This window comes from Sulfitobacter sp. AS92 (assembly GCF_038900015.1).
In the GTDB taxonomy this organism is placed as follows: domain Bacteria; phylum Pseudomonadota; class Alphaproteobacteria; order Rhodobacterales; family Rhodobacteraceae; genus Sulfitobacter.
The window spans coordinates 314,066-331,700 of the sequence record NZ_JBBMQL010000002.1 but is presented as its reverse complement, the minus strand read 5'-3'; the positions used below and the strand labels follow the sequence as shown (position 1 = coordinate 331,700).

At 59.2% G+C, this 17,635-nt stretch carries 15 protein-coding genes; 10 read left to right on the top strand and 5 right to left on the bottom strand.

Features of this window, described 5'->3' with window-relative positions; translation table 11 throughout:
* The first annotated feature begins 232 nt into the window (after positions 1-232).
* Genes nuoK through WNY61_RS04760 form a run of 7 tightly spaced genes read left to right on the top strand, consistent with a single transcriptional unit; the run spans position 233 to position 8,927 of the window.
* Positions 233-538, top strand: a complete 306-nt coding sequence (nuoK, locus tag WNY61_RS04790) for an NADH-quinone oxidoreductase subunit NuoK (RefSeq protein WP_007119508.1) — start codon at positions 233-235, stop codon at positions 536-538.
* Between the two features lie 4 nt (positions 539-542).
* Entirely contained in the window at positions 543-2,675 is a 2,133-nt protein-coding gene (gene nuoL / locus WNY61_RS04785; protein ID WP_342850309.1) for an NADH-quinone oxidoreductase subunit L, read from the top strand.
* Positions 2,675-4,237, top strand: a complete 1,563-nt coding sequence (locus WNY61_RS04780; RefSeq protein WP_342850308.1) for an NADH-quinone oxidoreductase subunit M — start codon at positions 2,675-2,677, stop codon at positions 4,235-4,237. Before nuoL ends, WNY61_RS04780 begins: the two co-directional genes overlap by 1 nt.
* Before the next feature lie 14 nt (positions 4,238-4,251).
* Positions 4,252-5,697: an NADH-quinone oxidoreductase subunit NuoN gene (gene nuoN, locus WNY61_RS04775; protein ID WP_342850307.1), complete on the top strand. Its 1,446-nt coding sequence runs from the start codon at positions 4,252-4,254 to the stop codon at positions 5,695-5,697.
* 32 nt (positions 5,698-5,729) lie between these two features.
* Complete coding sequence (locus WNY61_RS04770) at positions 5,730-6,461, top strand: biotin--[acetyl-CoA-carboxylase] ligase (protein ID WP_342850306.1); 732 nt, start codon at positions 5,730-5,732, stop codon at positions 6,459-6,461.
* Positions 6,462-6,481: 20 nt separating this feature from the next.
* Positions 6,482-7,258, top strand: coding sequence for a type III pantothenate kinase (locus tag WNY61_RS04765; RefSeq protein WP_342850305.1), 777 nt, complete (start codon positions 6,482-6,484; stop codon positions 7,256-7,258).
* 1 nt (position 7,259) lies between these two features.
* The gene (locus WNY61_RS04760) at positions 7,260-8,927 is read left to right on the top strand and encodes a ribonuclease J (protein WP_342850304.1); all 1,668 of its coding nucleotides are present in this window, start codon (positions 7,260-7,262) and stop codon (positions 8,925-8,927) included.
* Here the strand turns inward: WNY61_RS04760 and WNY61_RS04755 are convergent.
* The 4 genes from WNY61_RS04755 to WNY61_RS04740 form a co-directional block, all read right to left on the bottom strand.
* On the bottom strand, positions 8,911-9,573 hold the full coding sequence (locus WNY61_RS04755) for a hypothetical protein (RefSeq protein WP_342850303.1): 663 nt from the start codon (positions 9,571-9,573) through the stop codon (positions 8,911-8,913). The two genes, WNY61_RS04760 and WNY61_RS04755, sit on opposite strands and share 17 nt — an antisense overlap.
* Before the next feature lie 103 nt (positions 9,574-9,676).
* Complete coding sequence (locus WNY61_RS04750) at positions 9,677-11,251, bottom strand: DEAD/DEAH box helicase (RefSeq protein ID WP_342850302.1); 1,575 nt, start codon at positions 11,249-11,251, stop codon at positions 9,677-9,679.
* 149 nt (positions 11,252-11,400) lie between these two features.
* Positions 11,401-12,336, bottom strand: coding sequence for a glycosyltransferase family 2 protein (locus WNY61_RS04745; RefSeq protein ID WP_342850301.1), 936 nt, complete (start codon positions 12,334-12,336; stop codon positions 11,401-11,403).
* Positions 12,337-12,413: 77 nt separating this feature from the next.
* Positions 12,414-14,033, bottom strand: coding sequence for a peptide chain release factor 3 (locus WNY61_RS04740; RefSeq protein ID WP_342850576.1), 1,620 nt, complete (start codon positions 14,031-14,033; stop codon positions 12,414-12,416).
* 104 nt (positions 14,034-14,137) lie between these two features.
* Between WNY61_RS04740 and WNY61_RS04735 the strand changes: the two genes are divergently transcribed.
* A complete protein-coding gene (locus WNY61_RS04735) occupies positions 14,138-14,521 on the top strand; it encodes a nuclear transport factor 2 family protein (RefSeq protein WP_120352229.1) in 384 nt (127 codons plus the stop codon).
* Here the strand turns inward: WNY61_RS04735 and WNY61_RS04730 are convergent.
* A complete protein-coding gene (locus tag WNY61_RS04730; RefSeq protein ID WP_342850299.1) occupies positions 14,518-15,531 on the bottom strand; it encodes a Hint domain-containing protein in 1,014 nt (337 codons plus the stop codon). The two genes, WNY61_RS04735 and WNY61_RS04730, sit on opposite strands and share 4 nt — an antisense overlap.
* A gap of 138 nt (positions 15,532-15,669) precedes the next feature.
* Between WNY61_RS04730 and WNY61_RS04725 the strand changes: the two genes are divergently transcribed.
* Complete coding sequence (locus WNY61_RS04725) at positions 15,670-16,449, top strand: SDR family oxidoreductase (RefSeq protein WP_342850298.1); 780 nt, start codon at positions 15,670-15,672, stop codon at positions 16,447-16,449.
* Positions 16,450-16,454: 5 nt separating this feature from the next.
* Complete coding sequence (locus WNY61_RS04720; RefSeq protein ID WP_342850297.1) at positions 16,455-17,582, top strand: DNA alkylation repair protein; 1,128 nt, start codon at positions 16,455-16,457, stop codon at positions 17,580-17,582.
* Positions 17,583-17,635: the final 53 nt, after the last annotated feature.

The window sequence follows — 17,635 nt, the reverse complement described above, 5'->3', positions numbered from 1 at the left end:
CGTTTTCTTTGGAAGAGAGCGGCTCAACCAAGAGAGAAAAGGGACGTCGAGATGTCGAGAACAACAATCGTGGTGCTGGTCGTGGTTTTGATCGTCGTATTCTTCGGCGGCTACAGCTTTATCGGCTAAAACCCGGTCAATCCCGGTGGCAGCCGGGGCAAAGTGATACTAAAAGCCCCATTAAATGGGGCGCGACCAAAGCCCATTAAGGGGCGGGAACGTAAGGGACGACATGATCGGACTTGAGCATTACCTGACGGTAGCGGCGACGCTGTTTGTCATCGGCATCTTCGGGCTATTCCTGAACCGCAAGAACGTGATCATTCTGCTGATGAGCATCGAATTGATGCTGCTCGCGGTGAACATCAACCTCGTCGCCTTCTCCAGTTTCCTTGGTGATTTGACGGGGCAGGTGTTTACGCTTTTCGTACTCACCGTCGCCGCCGCCGAGGCCGCCATCGGCCTTGCCATTCTGGTCTGTTTCTTCCGTAACCGTGGCTCGATCGCGGTGGAAGATGTCAACGTGATGAAGGGCTGAGGCAATGGAAACCACGATCCTATTCGCCCCGCTGGTGGGTGCCATCCTCTGCGGTTTCGGCTGGAAGATCATCGGCGAGAAAGCTGCCCAGTGGATCGCCACGGGGCTTTTGTTCCTCGCGGCCTTACTATCTTGGGTGGTCTTCCTGACGCTGGACGGCCCGACCGAGCAAATCCAGATCCTGCGCTTTATCGAAAGCGGCACGCTGAGCACCGATTGGGCGATCCGCATGGACCGTCTGACCGCGATCATGTTGATTGTGATCACTACGGTTTCGAGCCTCGTGCACCTCTATTCCTTCGGCTACATGGCGCATGATGAGAACTTCCGCGATAACGAAAGCTATCGTCCCCGGTTCTTTGCCTATCTGTCCTTCTTTACCTTTGCGATGTTGATGCTGGTGACAGCCGACAACCTCGTGCAGATGTTCTTTGGCTGGGAAGGCGTCGGTGTCGCGTCCTATCTGCTGATCGGTTTCTACTTCCGTAAGCCAAGCGCGAATGCCGCGGCGATGAAGGCATTCATCGTGAACCGGGTAGGGGACTTTGCGTTCCTGCTGGGCATCTTTGGCCTCTATATGCTGACGGACTCGATCCGCTTTGATGATATCTTTGCCGCGGCTCCCGATTTGGCGCAGCAGTCCGTCACTTTCCTTTGGGCCGACTGGAACGCGGCGAACCTGATCGCATTCCTGCTCTTTGTCGGTGCGATGGGTAAATCGGCGCAACTGTTCCTGCACACATGGCTGCCGGACGCGATGGAAGGCCCGACACCCGTGTCGGCGCTGATCCACGCGGCGACCATGGTGACGGCGGGTGTTTTCCTCGTTTGCCGCATGTCGCCCGTGATGGAATTCGCGCCCGAGGCGATGGCCTTTGTCACCGTCATCGGGGCAACCACCGCTTTCGTCGCGGCGACGATCGGTCTTGTGCAGACTGACATCAAACGCGTCATCGCCTATTCGACCATGTCCCAGCTCGGCTATATGTTCGTAGCCGCTGGCGTCGGCATGTATTCGGCGGCGATGTTCCACCTGTTCACGCACGCTTTCTTTAAGGCAATGCTGTTCTTGGGCGCGGGCTCGGTCATCCACGCGATGCACCATGAGCAGGACATGACCAACTACGGCGGTCTGCGCAAAAAGATCCCCTATACCTTTGCTGCCATGATGATCGGCACGCTGGCTATTACCGGTGTCGGTATTCCGCTGACCCATATCGGTTTCGCTGGTTTCCTGTCCAAAGACGCGATCATCGAGAGCGCTTGGGGCGGTGGGTCCATGTATGGTTTCTGGCTGCTGGTGATCGCCGCTGCGATGACAAGCTTCTACAGCTGGCGCCTGATCTTCCTGACGTTCTTCGGCGCGCCGCGCGGCAACAAACATACGCATGAGCATGCGCATGAAAGCCCGATGGTCATGCTGATCCCGCTTGGCGTCTTGGCGCTCGGCTCGGTCTTTGCCGGGATGGTCTGGTACGGCAACTTCTTTGGCCATGCCGACCAAGTCGGCAAGTTCTACGGCATCCCGATGGCCGAGATGGCCGCAGGCGGTGATGCGCATGTGGAAGGGGCCGAGGACGATCACGGTGCCACCGGTCCGGTCGATGGGGACGAAGGTGCCGAGGCGCTGGTTGAGGGTCACCAGGACGCAAGTACGCATCACGAGAGCTTCGGCGGTGCGCCGGGTGAGGGGGCACTTTACTTTGGGCCTGACAACCATGTGCTGGACGACGCGCATGCAGCACCGACATGGGTCAAGGTTTCCCCGTTCATCGCCATGCTGGCCGGTCTGCTCATGGCGCTGTGGTTCTATATCTGGAGCCCAACTGTCCCCGGACGTTTGGCGGCCAATCAACGACCGCTGTACCTGTTCCTGAAAAACAAATGGTATTTTGATGAGGTTTACGACGTGATTTTCGTGCGTCCCGCCAAGACGATCGGCCGGTTCCTGTGGAAACGCGGCGATGGCAATGTGATCGATGGTACGCTGAATGGCATCGCCATGGGCATCATCCCTTTCTTCACCCGCCTCGCGGGTAAGGCACAGACGGGCTATATCTTTACCTATGCCTTCGCGATGGTGATCGGGATTGCCGTTCTGGTGACATGGATGACGATGAGCGGAGGAGCGAACTGATGGATACGCATCTGCTTTCAATCATTACCTTTGTTCCGGCCTTTGCTGCGCTGATCCTCGCGGTCTTCCTGCGGGGCGATGACGCCGCCGCCGGGCGCAACGCGAAATGGCTGGCTTTCATCACCACGACGGTCACGTTCTTGATCTCGCTTTTCGTACTGTTCGAGTTTGACCCTTCGAACACCGACTTCCAGTTCGTGGACGAGGCCGATTGGCTGCTGGGGCTTAAGTACCGCCTTGGCGTTGACGGCATCTCGATCCTTTTCGTGATGCTGACCACGTTCATGATGCCGCTGGTCATTGCGGCAAGCTGGAACGTAGAGCACCGCGTCAAAGAATACATGATCGCTTTCCTGCTCTTGGAAACGCTGATGCTCGGCGTCTTCATGGCGCTGGATCTGGTGCTGTTCTACCTGTTCTTCGAGGCCGGTCTAATCCCGATGTTCCTGATCATCGGCATCTGGGGCGGGAAAGAGCGTATCTACGCAAGCTTCAAGTTCTTCCTCTATACCTTCCTCGGCTCGGTGCTGATGTTGGTGGCAATGGTGGCGATGTTTACCGAAGCGGGCACAACCTGCATCGGCGGCTGTGAGATCAGCCTGCTCACGCATAACTTCGGGTCCGACAACTTTGAGCTTCTGGGCATTCAAGTTGTAGGCGGGATGCAGACACTGATGTTCCTCGCCTTCTTTGCCAGCTTTGCAGTTAAGATGCCGATGTGGCCGGTTCACACTTGGCTGCCCGACGCGCACGTTCAGGCCCCTACGGCGGGCTCTGTGGTTCTGGCGGCGATCCTGCTGAAAATGGGCGGCTACGGCTTCCTGCGCTTCAGCTTGCCGATGTTCCCCGTCGGGTCCGAGGTGATGACGCCGCTGATCCTGTGGATGTCGGCCATTGCCATCGTCTATACCTCGCTAGTGGCGCTGGTGCAGCAGGACATGAAAAAGCTGATCGCCTATTCCTCGGTCGCGCATATGGGTTTTGTGACCATGGGCATCTTTGCTGCGAACCAGCAGGGGGTCGACGGGGCGATTTTCCAGATGATCAGCCACGGCTTCATCTCCGGCGCGCTCTTCCTTAGCGTTGGCGTGATCTATGACCGGATGCACACCCGTGAGATCGACGCCTACGGCGGTCTGGTGAACCGGATGCCGGCCTATGCAATGGTCTTCATGTTCTTCACCATGGCGAACGTGGGTCTGCCGGGCACATCCGGGTTCGTGGGTGAATTCCTGACGCTCATGGCGACCTTCCAAGTGAACACTTGGGTGGCGGCTGTGGCGACCACGGGCGTGATCTTCTCGGCGGCCTATGCGCTGTGGCTCTATCGCCGCGTGGTGATGGGCGATCTGATCAAAGAAAGCCTCAAGGCGATCACCGATATGACCGCGCGTGAGAAATGGATCATAGCCCCACTGGTGGCGATGACCCTGATCCTGGGCGTCTACCCGGCACTGGTCCTGGATATGATCGGGCCGTCGGTGGCTGCTCTCGTTGAAAATTACGACATGGCGCTGGAGGCGGCTGATACCGCTGTGCAGACCGCCGATGCCTCGCATTAAGAAGGACTTGGCGCATGATTTCCGCTGATCTGAACATCATTCTGCCCGAAATTGTGCTTGCGGGGTTTGCCCTGCTTGGCCTTCTTGGCGCGGTCTATACGTCGAAAGACAAGGCCGCCGGGGTGCTCGTCTGGGTGACCGCGGTGGTGATGGTGCTGCTGGCCGGTTGGGTCGCCATGTCGGGCGACGGCACGACCAATATCGCCTTCTACGGCATGTTCATCGACGACAGTTTTGCGCGATTTGCCAAAGTGGCGATCTTGCTGTCGGCGGCGGCTGTTTTGGTCATGTCGGAAAGCTACATGAAATTGCGCGGCTTGCTGCGGTTTGAGTATCCCATTCTGGTCTCGTTGGCAGTTGTCGGCATGATGGTGATGGTCAGCGCGGGCGATCTGATGGCGCTCTATATGGGGTTGGAACTGCAATCTCTGGCGCTTTACGTTGTCGCCTCCCTGCGCCGCGACTCGGTCAAATCGACTGAGGCTGGCTTGAAGTATTTCGTTCTGGGCGCACTCAGCTCGGGTCTGCTGCTTTACGGTGCGTCGCTTGTCTATGGCTATGCCGGGACCACGGCCTTTGCCGGGATCATCACCACCGCGCAAACCGGTGAAACCTCGCTCGGGTTGCTCTTTGGTCTGGTCTTCCTGATCTCGGGCCTCGCTTTCAAAGTCTCTGCCGTGCCCTTCCACATGTGGACACCGGACGTCTATGAGGGCGCGCCGACCCCGATTGCAGCCTTCTTTGCGACCGCGCCCAAAGTCGCCGCCATGGCCCTTTTCGCGCGTGTGATGCATGACGCCTTCGGCCAGATCGTCAGCGATTGGAGCCAGATCGTGGCGCTGCTGTCGGTGCTGTCGATGTTCTTCGGGTCTGTCGCCGCGATTGGTCAGACCAATATCAAACGTCTGATGGCCTTTTCGTCGATTGCCCACATGGGCTATGCGCTGATGGGCTTGGCTGCGGGCACAGCCTTCGGCGTGCAGGCGATGCTGGTCTATATGGCGATCTATGTGACAATGAACCTCGGCACCTTTGCTTTCATCCTGCTGATGCAGAAAGACGGCGCGCCGGTGACCGATATCACCATGCTCAACATGTATGCCAAGACCAATCCGGGCCGGGCGCTGGCCATGCTGGTGCTGCTGTTCAGCCTGGCGGGCGTACCGCCGATGCTGGGTTTCTTCGGCAAGTTCTATGTGCTGCGCGCGGCCTATGACGCCAATATGGCATGGCTCGCCGTGGCCGGTGTGATCGCCAGTGTGATCGGTGCGTACTACTACTTGCGGATCGTCTTTTACATGTACTTTGGCGAAGAGCGTTCTGACACGCTGGATCACCAGAACGGCGGCGTGCTGACCGTGGTGCTGATGGCCTCGGCTGTCATCATGATCGTCGGGATCGCGAATATGTTCGGTGTCGAAGGCATGGCCGCCTCGGCTGCGGCGTCGCTGGTGAACTGAGCGGTGCGGCGCAAGATTGGCCGGACCACCGCATGACCGACTGGCCGGAAGGCTATGGCCGGCGCGTCTATGACTCGCTCGATTCCACCCTCTCAGAGGCGGCGCGGTTACAGCAAGAGCTGACCGCGCCGACTTGGATTTTGGCGCTGGAGCAGACCGCCGCGCGGGGCCGCCGTGGCCGCAGTTGGACCACCCCGCGTGGCAATTTCGCGGCAACCCTGATGATGCCCCGTAAAGAGCCACCGGGCGTTGCAGCGCTGCGGTCCTTCGTGACATCGCTGGCGCTCTTCCGCGCCTTTATTGCGGTGACCGGGCGCGAGGATGCCTTTGCCCTGAAATGGCCGAACGATGTGCTGCTGCGCGGTGGCAAGGTGGCAGGGATCCTTTTGGAAAGCGTCGGCGATCATTTGGCGATCGGGATTGGCGTGAACCTTGCCCATGCCCCGGAGGCTAGTACCCTGGAGGCACACGCCCTGCCTGCGGTGACCCTGCGCGAAGCGGGGGCCAATGTGACCGCCGAAGACTTCCTCGATGTCCTTGCGCAAGAATATGCCGGTCTTGAAGATCAGTTCACCACCTATGGTTTCGCCGCGATCCGCAGCGCGTGGCTCGCCCATGCCGCGCGGTTGGGAGAGGTCATCACCGCCCGTACCATGCGCGATGAGATCACCGGCGTCTTTGAAGATGTAGACAGCGCAGGCAATCTGATCCTGCGCACCCGTGACGGCGCGGTGCCCATCACCGCAGCGGACGTGTTTTTCTAAATTCGGGGGAGGGGGGCAGCATGCTTCTGGCAATTGATTGCGGCAACACCAACACGGTTTTCTCGATCTGGGACGGGAAAGAGTTCATCGCCACTTGGCGCACCTCGACCGAATGGAAACGCACGGCGGACCAATATTACGTTTGGCTCAACACGTTGATGCGCCTGCAAAATATAGACGCAGACATCACTGATATGATCATCAGCTCCACCGTGCCACGGGTGGTGTTCAACCTGCGCGTTCTGGCCGATCGTTACTTCAACACGCGTCCTTTCGTGGTGGGCAAACCGGGCTGCGAGCTGCCGATTGACGTGCGCGTAGATGGAGGCACGCAGGTGGGGCCGGACCGGTTGGTGAACACTGTGGCGGGCTTTGACCTTTATGGCGGCGACTTGATCGTGGTGGATTTTGGTACAGCCACCACCTTTGACGTGGTGGCCGATGATGGGGCCTATATCGGGGGCGTGATCGCGCCCGGCGTGAACCTCAGCCTTGAGGCGCTGCACAATGCTGCGGCCGCGCTGCCGCATGTCGATATCTCCAAGCCTCAGAATGTCATCGGCACCAATACGGTGGCCTGCATGCAGTCTGGTGTCTTTTGGGGTTATGTCGGACTGGTTCGTGAGATATGTGAGCGCATAAGGGCGGAACGTGCGAGACCCATGCGCGTTATCGCCACGGGGGGTCTGGCACCGCTGTTTCAGCAGGCAGTCGACCTGTTCGATGATTATCAAGATGAACTCACGATGCACGGTCTGACCGTGATCCACGATTATAATAAGGACAAAGCTGAATAATATGAGCAGCGAACGATTTATCTATCTGCCCCTCGGTGGGGCGGGTGAAATTGGCATGAACGCCTATGTCTATGGCTACGGCAAACCGGGTAAGGAACGGCTGATCGTCGTCGACCTTGGTGTGGCTTTCCCGGATATGGACAGCACACCCGGCGTGGACCTGATCCTGCCCGACATCACATGGCTGAAGAAACGCCGCGACCAGATCGAAGCGATTTTCATCACCCACGCGCACGAAGACCACATCGGCGCGGTCGCCCATTCCTATGAGGCGCTCAAGGCACCGATCTATGCGCGCGCCTTTACCGCGAATATCGCGCGTCGCAAGATGTCAGAGCATGGCCATCCTGAGGATGCGATCACCACGGTCAGCACATGGCCTGAGCAGATCACAGCCGGTCCGTTCAAAGTGGGCTTCTTGCCAATCTCGCATTCAATCCCTGAATCCTCGGCCATGGTTATCGACACGCCCGAAGGGCGTACGATCCACTCGGGCGACTTCAAGATCGACCGCACGCCCGGTGTTGGCGAAGCCTTCGACGATGCACTTTGGGCCGATGTTTGCAAAGACGGCGTCAACGCGCTGATCTGCGACAGCACGAACGTCTTCTCCGCGCATCCCGGCCGCTCGGAAGCCACTGTTGGTCCTGAGATTGAGAAGCTGGTCAGCAGTGCCGAAGGCATGGTTATCGCCACGACCTTTGCCTCCAACGTGGCGCGGGTCAAAACGCTGGCAGAGGCTGGTGCACGGGCAGGGCGGTCGATCGTTCTGCTGGGCCGCGCGATGAACCGCATGGTCGAAGCTTCGATCCAAACAGGTGTGATGAAGGATTTCCCTCCGGTCATCTCCCCCGAGAACGCCCGCGCGATCCCGCGTGAGAACCTGATGCTGCTGGTCACCGGCAGCCAAGGTGAGCGCCGCGCGGCTTCTGCGCAGCTTGCACGCGGTAAGTATCAAGGCATTGAGTTGAAAGAGGGCGATCTGTTCCTCTTTTCCTCGAAAACCATTCCGGGCAACGAGCGCGGTGTGATCAGCATCATCAACCAATTCTCTGAAAAGGGCGTTGATGTTGTGGATGATTCCTCTGGTCTTTACCACGTCTCGGGCCACGCCAACCGTCCGGACCTTGAAACGCTGCACGCGATTGTGAAGCCTCAGGTGCTGATCCCGATGCATGGCGAGCATCGTCACCTGCGCGAGCATGTGAAGATTGCGAACGCCAAGGGCATCACCGGCGTTCTGGCCGTCAATGGCATGATGATCGATCTGTCGGGCAACAAGCCTAAGGTGGTTGAGCATGTCGACACCGGTCGCATGTATCTGGACGGCTCGGTGCAGGTCGGCGCCCTTGATGGTGTGATCCGCGACCGTATCCGTATGGCGCTGAACGGTCATGCGACCGTGACGATGATTCTTGACGCCGATGATGAGCCTTTGGGTGATCCTTGGGTTGATCTGATGGGTCTGCCAGAAAAAGGCCGCTCTAACGCGCCCTTGGTCGACGTGTTGGAGCAAGACCTAAGCCAGTGGCTGAACCGTCAAAAGGCCGCCACATTGCGTGACGATGACAAGCTGAACGATGGTCTTAAAAAGGTCGCGCGTCAGTCATCGTACGATGAGATTGGCAAAAAGCCCGAAGTCACCGTGGTGGTCAGTCGTCTGAACTGACCTCCTCCCCACCGCTGCACATATAGACCGCGCCGCCCACTGCAACCACGCTTACGCCCGTGGCCGCAAGGGCGGCGGGGGTCGACAGTGCAGTGGCCAGCGTCGTGCCTGTGGTTGCCAGATTGGCGCTCAGGGCAGATGCCCCTCCCGTCAGAATGAACGCCCCAGACTTATGCGCCACGGCGCGTAGGTTGTCTGGCTGGCTGATCGTATCCACGGCAGAGCGTGCGATGCTCTTGCTGATGCTGACGGTCTCTTCTTTGGTGGTGTTCACCCTCTCACAAAAAGTCTTTTTGCAATTGCCGCGATAGTTACGTTCGCCGGGGATCAGGAAGTGGCCATCCTCATCAGTGGCGGTCAAACAATAGCCGTTGATCTGATCTAGCGGTACGGTCGTTGCAAGGTAGTCAAACAGAACGCCGCTGTTGCACGCGGGCGGCGCACCCCACAGGTTGCTCCATTTGCGGGCGGGCCAGTTCATGAGCCGTTCGCGGGTGCCGACCTCATCTGCGAAATTAGCAAAATTCTCAGCCTCGATGACGACTTCGGCGCCATTCACCAACGCACGGCAGCGTTCGGCACTGGCGGGGGTGGCCAGAAATGTCGTGAGGGTAAGGGCAAGGGTGATGAGGGCAGGGCGCAGCATGATGGTCCTATCTGAGACGGTTCAAATCTCACATAGCACAGACGAAAAAGCCGCCAATCCCGGTCAGGATCGGCGGCGAATTCATGCCAGCGGTTAGGCTGGATTAGATACGTTCACGAAAGCTTAGACCGATGAAGTCAGGCGTGTGATCGCCCAGTCCTACAACGCGGTTGTCGTTGCCGCCACGTTTGTCATTGCGTCCCCGGCCGCGCGGGGGCTTGTCGTTGTTGCCCCCACGGTTTGATCGGTGGTCATTTTGCGCCGGAGCATCCTGCGCCGGAGCGACCTCTGCCTGCGGGGCAGGTTCGGAATTCGGCTCAGCCTTGGGTTCGACCTTTGGCGCTTGCGCCTGTTTGTCTTCGGCAGGTTTGTCTGCAGCAACTTGCTCGGCGGCCGCTTTGTCGGCGCGCGGGGCGTCAGATTTGCGGCTGCGAGAGCGGGTCCGCTTGGGTTTGTCGGCAGACTTAGGCTTGTCGTCGGCCTTGGCTGGCGCTTCGGCGGTTGCCTCTTCTGCGGTGGGCGCGTCGGTTTGCAGCAGGTTCTCCAAGCGGGGAATTTCCTTTTGCACCAGACGCTCAACGTCTTCGAAATTCTTCTCGTCGCGTGGCACGCAGATCATGATCGCTTTGCCATCACGTCCGGCACGGCCCGTCCGTCCAATGCGGTGAACATAGTCTTCGGCGTGGCTGGGCACGTCGAAGTTGAACACATGGCTCACGCTTGGCACATCAAGGCCGCGGGCGGCCACATCGGAAGCAATAAGGAATCGCAGTTCTCCTTTGCGGAAGCCGTCCAATGTCTTGGTCCGCTGACTTTGGTCCAGATCGCCATGGATCGGTGCCGCGTCATAGCCGTATTTTTTCAACGATTTGGCAACGGTATCCACGTCCATCTTGCGGTTACAGAAGATGATCGCATTTGTGCATTTCTCGCCTTCAGCGTCGATCAGCAACCGCAGCAGCTTGCGCTTTTCGGTGGCTTCACGATCCTTGCGCGAGGCTTTGAACATCACCACACCTTGGGTGATATTCTCGCTCGTCGTCGCCTGACGGGCCACTTCGATCCGCTCAGGGTTGCTGAGGAATGTGTTGGTGATCCGCTCAATTTCGGGCGCCATGGTGGCGGAGAAAAACAGCGTTTGCCGGGTGAAGGGCGTGAGGCCGAAGATGCGCTCAATATCAGGGATGAACCCCATGTCGAGCATCCGGTCGGCTTCGTCCACAACCATGACTTTCACGTCAGACAGAATCAGTTTGCCGCGCTCGAAATGATCCAGGAGGCGGCCCGGCGTGGCGATCAGAACGTCGACGCCTTTGTCGATCAGCTTGTCCTGCTCCTTAAAGCTCACGCCGCCGATCAGCAGCGCCTTGGTCAGCTTGAGGTGCTTGGAGTAGGTGTCGAAGTTTTCAGCAACCTGCGCCGCCAATTCACGGGTCGGGCAAAGCACCAGGCTGCGCGGCATCCGGGCGCGGGCGCGGCCACGGGCAAGCAGCGAGAGCATCGGCAGCGTGAAGCTGGCGGTCTTCCCGGTGCCGGTTTGGGCGATGCCCAAAACGTCGCGGCCTTCTAGGGCAGGGGGAATGGCGCCCGCTTGAATAGGCGTGGGCGATTCGTAGCCAGCTTCTACAACAGCTTTGAGAACCTTGGCGTTCAAGTTTAGATCGGTAAATTTTGTCATGTGCGTCCGGGTTGAGCGGACACTGACTTGGCCCGCGGCAGCAATACAAGCCGGCCCGAATGGCCCTAAAGGCGGCAACTGCCGCGGCATGTTCCAAAAGCGCATAGCAAGTTGCGGCTGCGCCGTCAAACACTTGACCCCTCAGGCGTTTATCTGGGGAATTGGCGCAACATCTTTGCATCAAGATCAAGATCGGCGTGGCGCAGTAGGCCGTGCGCATCAAGTGCGGCGCGCAGGCTTGGCGTATCGGCGCAGACCTCATCAAAGAATGCGCGCAAGCCCGGCTCGCCCCCTTCGGTTTCGATCATGGCAAACAACTCATGCATCGACAGACCGCCCCGATCGCGAAGGCGGTTCGGAGCCAACTCAGACCGATAAGACCCTTTTTCTATGCGGTAGCGATAGGCGGCGAGCCACTCGGGCCAGCTTTTGGCGTGAAGATGCGCAAGATCAATGTCGGGGTTCTGTTCAGGTCCATCAAGGATCGCGTCGTTCTGAAAGACGTTATGAATTTGCACACGAATGCCCGCCATACCGGTCCGCGCAAAGACCTTTCCCGCCAGATGGCTAAGGAAACCACCTTTGATGTAGTTGCCATAGGTCGGATAAAGCTCAGATACGATCTGGGCGCGGTTTGGGCCATTCGGGACAAAGGCTTTGAAAGCAGTCGCATCACCCGACAATGCCTCCATCGGGCGGATCCGGGCGATTCTTTGATCAGTGGGCAGGTCAGTCAGCACCTCGCCAACATCGCGATCCGCGACCAAAAACTCATCAACATCCATATGGATCAGCCAATCCACGTCATCCGCGCGATGATAGGCATGGGTCGCGTTATGGGTTTGACGCACCTGATGTTTCTTAGGGCGCTTACCGCAGAGCTTTTGCCAATAGGCGTCATCGCAGGTGGTGACGCGTATCTTTGGATGACCCTTTAGGGATGCAAAGGCTTCAGGGTTTTCGGCGTCGAGATAGAGATAAAGCCGATGAGCGCCCGCCTCCAGATGGTAGGCGGCAAAGCGTTTTATTTCATCTGCAGGGGCCAAGATCGTAGCGGCAAGGCCCCATTTCCTCGTCTCCGTCATTGCATCTCCCCGGCTGAGGGCAGCATGCCACGATCGACCGCGAAATCAAGGCTTTCTGCCTGTGCTTGGGGGATGCGTCAGACCATCATTTCTTTGGTCGCGGTGAGTTTCACATCCGGGTAATCGCGCTCAACCCGGTCGATGTCCCATTGCAGGCGGGTTAGGTAAACGATGTCGCCATCGTGGTCATGGGCAATATGTTGTTTGTTGGCTTCGGTAAACTTATCAACGGCCTGCTTGGCACCGTTCACCCAGCGAGCCGAGGTGAATTGCGACGCCTCAAACCGCACCGGCAGCCCATATTCCAACTCAATCCGGCTGGCGAGCACTTCGAACTGCAACTGCCCGACAACGCCCACGACAAAACCCGAGCCGATCGAAGGTTTGAACACTTTCGCGGCACCTTCTTCGGCAAATTGCATCAGCGCTTTTTCGAGGTGCTTGGCCTTCAACGGATCGCCCGCGCGGACCGATTGCAGCAGTTCCGGCGCGAAGGAGGGGATGCCGCTGACGCGCAGCGCCTCGCCTTGGGTCAACGTATCGCCGATGCGCAATTGGCCGTGGTTGGGGATGCCGATAATGTCACCCGCCCAAGCCTCTTCGGCCAATTCGCGGTCGGAGGCCAAAAACATCACCGGGTTGGAGATTGTCATCGGTTTCTTGGTGCGGACATGGGTCATTTTCATGCCCCGCTCAAAATGCCCCGAGGCGAGGCGGACAAAGGCCACGCGGTCGCGGTGTTTGGGGTCCATATTCGCCTGCACCTTGAAGACAAATCCGGATACCTTTGTTTCTTCGGGTAAAATCTGGCGCGGCGTGGCGGCCTGAATCTGTGGCTCCGGCCCGTATTTGGCGATGCCTTCCATCAATTCACGCACGCCGAAAGAGTTGATAGCAGAGCCGAACCAGATCGGGGTCAGCGTTCCTTCGTGCATCGCTTTGAGGTCCAAGGGCGGCAGCAGTTCACGCGCCATCTCCAGATCTTCGCGCAGCTTTTCCAGCAGCGCGGCGGGGACGTGCTGTTCGAGCTTGGGGTCATCCAACCCTTCAATCTTGATGCTGTCCGCCACGCGGTTCCGGTCGGCGCGGTCCATCAGTTCCAGGCGGTCGCGCAGCATGTCGTAGCAGCCCACGAAATCGCGGCCCACACCGATGGGCCAGCTTGCGGGCGTCACGTCGATGGCGAGATTCTCTTGAATTTCATCAATGATCTCAAATGTATCGCGGCTTTCCCGGTCCATCTTATTACAGAAGGTCAGGATCGGCAGGTCGCGCATACGGCAGACTTCAAACAGTTTCTGCGTTTGGCTTTCCACACCTTTGGCGCCATCGATCACCATCACGGCGGCATCCACCGCCGTCAGCGTGCGGTAGGTATCCTCGGAAAAATCCGAGTGGCCGGGCGTATCAACGAGGTTGAATCGATAATTGGTATCGCCGCTGTGGAAATCGAACGACATGGCCGAGGCGGAGACCGAAATCCCCCGGTCCTTTTCCATCGCCATAAAGTCTGACCGCGTGCGCCGCGCTTCGCCCTTGGCGCGCACTTGGCCAGCCATCTGAATCGCCCCGCCAAACAGCAGGAACTTTTCAGTCAGCGTGGTCTTGCCCGCGTCAGGGTGGCTGATGATCGCAAAGGTGCGACGGCGCGCAATCTCGGCGGGCAGGGCGGGGCGGTTTTGCGGCGTGTCCAACATCCGCCCCATATAGGCTGCGCCGTGGCCGGGCGCAATCTGGGCATTGCTGCGAATCGACCGTAGGCCTAGCATGAGAACATAAGTGGTACATGGAGGGATTTGCGATGGAACTGAAAGAGATTGCACAAGAGTTGGTTAACGGCTGCCGTGCCGGTGCGGCCAAAGTGCGCGAGAACCTAGATAAGTTATATGCCGAAGATGCCGTATCCGTAGAGGCCGCCGATATGGGCGGGCAGGGGCGTGAGACCCATGGAATCAAAGCAATCCACGGCAAACACGACTGGTGGGAAAACGCGATGGAGGAACACGCGAGTGAAGTCTCAGGCCCGTTCTATTTTGGTGATGAGCAGTTCAGCGCGGTCTTCAAGGTCGACGCCACCGACAAGCAGAGCGGCGATCGCTTTCAGATGGAAGAGATCGGCGTTTACCACGTGAAAGACGGCAAAATCGTCCGGGAAGAGTTTCACTACGCCGTTGAGGCGCCCTAACGGGTTGAAGCTTTTCTCAGCAGCGCCGCCGCATTTGGGCGGTTCAGCAGCGCCTCGGCCAGATCAAGCCCCGCATGGGGCAGATCGGAATGGCCGGGGATCACCTCGCCCAAGGCAGCGGCCATTTCCGGCGGCAGAACCGCGCGGGTGCGGCTGTCGACCAGCATAGATTCGGCGGCGATCCCTTCGGCATAGATGATCTGATGCCCGTCAAAGAGCAGTTGGAAGTAGTCAACAAACCCGCCGTCCTGCACCGTCACGCTGTCGCCGTTCACCAGATGCCGCGCTTTCACGAGCAGTTCTGACCGGCCCGCGCCCATCTCATCACTGCGCTGATAGATGAAGAGGCGGTGGTCGGGGCTGACGATCAGGTCATGTTCATTGTTCAAGGTGCCCGCCCGAATGCAGATGGGCGCGAAATCGCCCACCGCGCGCAGGGTGCTCTGGCCGATCCAGCGTAGGGTCTGCACACCGTCGTCGCGGGTCAGGATGCGGTCACCGATACGGAGGTCTTCGATGGGCCGCAACTCACCGGTGCTGAGCGAGATATGGGTGCCCCGTGTGAATGAGACGCAGGCCAGTTGGCCGAATTTCTGCTGCGCGGTCTGGGTATCAATCCCGACGATGCAGTACCCCGTTTGCGGGGTCAGTGGCCCCAGTGGCAAAAGATAAACCTCAGCCGCGCGCCCTTGGCCATCGACTTCGACCAGCAGCAGCGCCTCTTGGGTTTGGCCTTCGGGCGACATCAGCGTCAGCAGACTGTCGAGGTGCAGATCAGCACCGGGGCTGCCCACGGCGGTATCCTCGGCAAGTCGCAAGTGGTTGCCTGGAAGGGTCAGCAATGACAGCCGCCGTGGCTCTGCTGCGCGATCCAACTCATAGGTATCGTCAAGCACCAGTTCAGCGGCAAAAGACAGCGTATCACCCATATTCGCCCCATCACTCGCACGCAATTCCGCTGCGCGGTAAACGGCGATGCTCTGGGCGGGGGCGGTGCGAGTGCTGGACATGACGGGCCTTTGATTTAGGGGCTTTCGCCAGCGGGATAAGGTAGAATTGTGGCCCCCATGGGTCAAGGCTCGGGTGATTTGCTGGCATTGGCCGCAGGCCGTGGTAGGCATATGCAAATGCACAGGAGGAATCGCATAATGGATTTGGGAATTAAGGGTAAGAAGGCGCTTGTCTGCGCCTCGTCCAAAGGGCTTGGCCTTGGCTGCGCCGAAGCGCTTGCGGCGGCAGGGGTCAGCCTTGTGATGAACGCACGCGGCGCCGAGGCGCTTGAGGCGTCGGCAGAACGTATCCGTCAGGACTATGGCGTCGAGGTCGTCACCGTGGCGGCGGATGTGGCCACCGAAGAGGGGCAAAAGCTGGTCATCAAAGCCGCTGAGGGCTGTGACATCCTTGTCAATAACGCGGGCGGCCCCCCTCCGGGCATGTGGCATGACTGGGACCGCGAAGATTTTATCAAGGCGCTCGACGCGAATATGCTGGCCCCCATCGCGCTGATCAAAGCGCTGGTGCCGGGCATGATGGACCGTGGCTGGGGCCGGGTGGTCAATATCACCAGCCAATCCGTGCGCGCGCCGATTGGGGTGCTGGGCTTGAGCAATTCGGCGCGTACCGGTCTGACCGGCTATGTTGCAGGCACCTCGCGTCAGGTGGCGGGCAAGGGGGTGACGATCAACAACCTTCTACCGGGGATACATGCGACCGACCGGGCCGACTCGCTCGATGGGGCGGTGGTCAAGGCCAAGGGGATCACACTGGATGAAGCTCGTGCGGAGCGTCAGGAAGCCATCCCGGCGGGCCGCTATGGCACCCGCGAGGAATTCGGCGCGGCCTGTGCTTTCCTTTGCTCACAGCACGCGGGCTTTATCGTGGGCCAAAATCTGTTGCTGGACGGCGGCGGCACCAACATCACGATGTAAGTGGGGTGGCCGAGGCATTTTCCCTTAAGGACCATCTGTTCAACGCAGATACGGTGGGGCGGCTGTCAAGTGAATTTGCCGCCGCCCTGCCGGGTTTCGATGCTGCGCGCTTTCATGCCGAGGTCATGGCCGGCCTGCCGGACCGTGCCCTTATGGAGCGGATGGAGTGGATCGCTGATTGTCTAGAGCCGCAGTTGGCGTCTGACTTTCCCACGATGGCCAAGCAGTTGCAGGCCGCGATGCCGCCCGCATTGGACCCATCGCGGCGCGACGATGATTTTGGCCATTTCATCCATGCGATGCCCGGCATTCTGGCAGTCCGGCATGGGTTGGAGCATCACCGCGAATGCGCGCTCGACCTGATCCATGCGGCCACGCAACGCTTTTCAATGGAATTCTACATCCGTTCCTTCCTGAACCGCTGGCCCGAGGAGACTTTAGCACGTCTCGAACTCTGGGCAGGTGATGAAAACTACCACGTCCGGCGGTTGGTGAGCGAAGGCACCCGTCCTCGGCTGCCATGGGCGCGGGCGGTCAGCTTGACCCCGGCGCAGACCCTGCCGCTGCTCACGCGGCTCCATGCAGACCCGACACGCTACGTCACCCGCTCGGTTGCCAACCATCTTAACGACATTGCCAGGCATGACCCCGATTTGGTGGTTGCAACCCTTCAAGACTGGGCGGCAGAGGGCCGACAAGGTGCGCAAGAGATGGCTTGGATCACCCGCCATGCGCTGCGGGTTTTGGTGAAGCAGGGCCACCGGGGCGCGCTTGGTCTTCTGGGGTATCGCGACGATGTGCTAATCCGTGCTGACCTGCGGTTGGCGGCGGGGGAGGTCAGGATCGGCGATGTGCTGGAGATTACCTGCGACCTGCATGCAGAGCAAAGCTTGCCAGTGATGGTCGACTACCGCATCCGCTTTGCCCGACCCGGCGGGAAACAGGCGGAAAAGGTGTTTAAGCTGAAGGCTACCAAGCTGGCGGCAGGAAAGACCCTGCAAGTTGCGACGCGCCATCGGCTTAAAGGAAATGCGACGACCTTTCGCCTCCATCCGGGCCCGCACCGGGTCACCTTGCAGGTCAACGGGCGCGACGTAGCTGAGGTGAGTTTCGACCTGCTACCTGCTCGCTAACGGTCACGTTTCTGCCAGCATCGGTTTCAGCTATGGTCTGCTCTGAGTGAGGT

Excerpts from the sequence above, each read along its gene's own strand:
- WNY61_RS04765 (WP_342850305.1), top strand. The coding sequence starts at position 6,482 with ATGCTTCTGGCAATTGATTGCGGCAACACCAACACGGTTTTCTCGATC.
- nuoK (WP_007119508.1), top strand. The coding sequence starts at position 233 with ATGATCGGACTTGAGCATTACCTGACGGTAGCGGCGACGCTGTTTGTC.
- WNY61_RS04740 (WP_342850576.1), bottom strand. The coding sequence starts at position 14,033 with ATGTTGGACACGCCGCAAAACCGCCCCGCCCTGCCCGCCGAGATTGCG.
- WNY61_RS04735 (WP_120352229.1), top strand. The coding sequence starts at position 14,138 with ATGGAACTGAAAGAGATTGCACAAGAGTTGGTTAACGGCTGCCGTGCC.
- nuoN (WP_342850307.1), top strand. The coding sequence starts at position 4,252 with ATGATTTCCGCTGATCTGAACATCATTCTGCCCGAAATTGTGCTTGCG.
- WNY61_RS04760 (WP_342850304.1), top strand. The coding sequence starts at position 7,260 with ATGAGCAGCGAACGATTTATCTATCTGCCCCTCGGTGGGGCGGGTGAA.
- WNY61_RS04770 (WP_342850306.1), top strand. The coding sequence starts at position 5,730 with ATGACCGACTGGCCGGAAGGCTATGGCCGGCGCGTCTATGACTCGCTC.
- WNY61_RS04725 (WP_342850298.1), top strand. The coding sequence starts at position 15,670 with ATGGATTTGGGAATTAAGGGTAAGAAGGCGCTTGTCTGCGCCTCGTCC.
- WNY61_RS04750 (WP_342850302.1), bottom strand. The coding sequence starts at position 11,251 with ATGACAAAATTTACCGATCTAAACTTGAACGCCAAGGTTCTCAAAGCT.
- WNY61_RS04755 (WP_342850303.1), bottom strand. The coding sequence starts at position 9,573 with ATGCTGCGCCCTGCCCTCATCACCCTTGCCCTTACCCTCACGACATTT.
- WNY61_RS04730 (WP_342850299.1), bottom strand. The coding sequence starts at position 15,531 with ATGTCCAGCACTCGCACCGCCCCCGCCCAGAGCATCGCCGTTTACCGC.
- nuoL (WP_342850309.1), top strand. The coding sequence starts at position 543 with ATGGAAACCACGATCCTATTCGCCCCGCTGGTGGGTGCCATCCTCTGC.
- WNY61_RS04780 (WP_342850308.1), top strand. The coding sequence starts at position 2,675 with ATGGATACGCATCTGCTTTCAATCATTACCTTTGTTCCGGCCTTTGCT.
- WNY61_RS04745 (WP_342850301.1), bottom strand. The coding sequence starts at position 12,336 with ATGACGGAGACGAGGAAATGGGGCCTTGCCGCTACGATCTTGGCCCCT.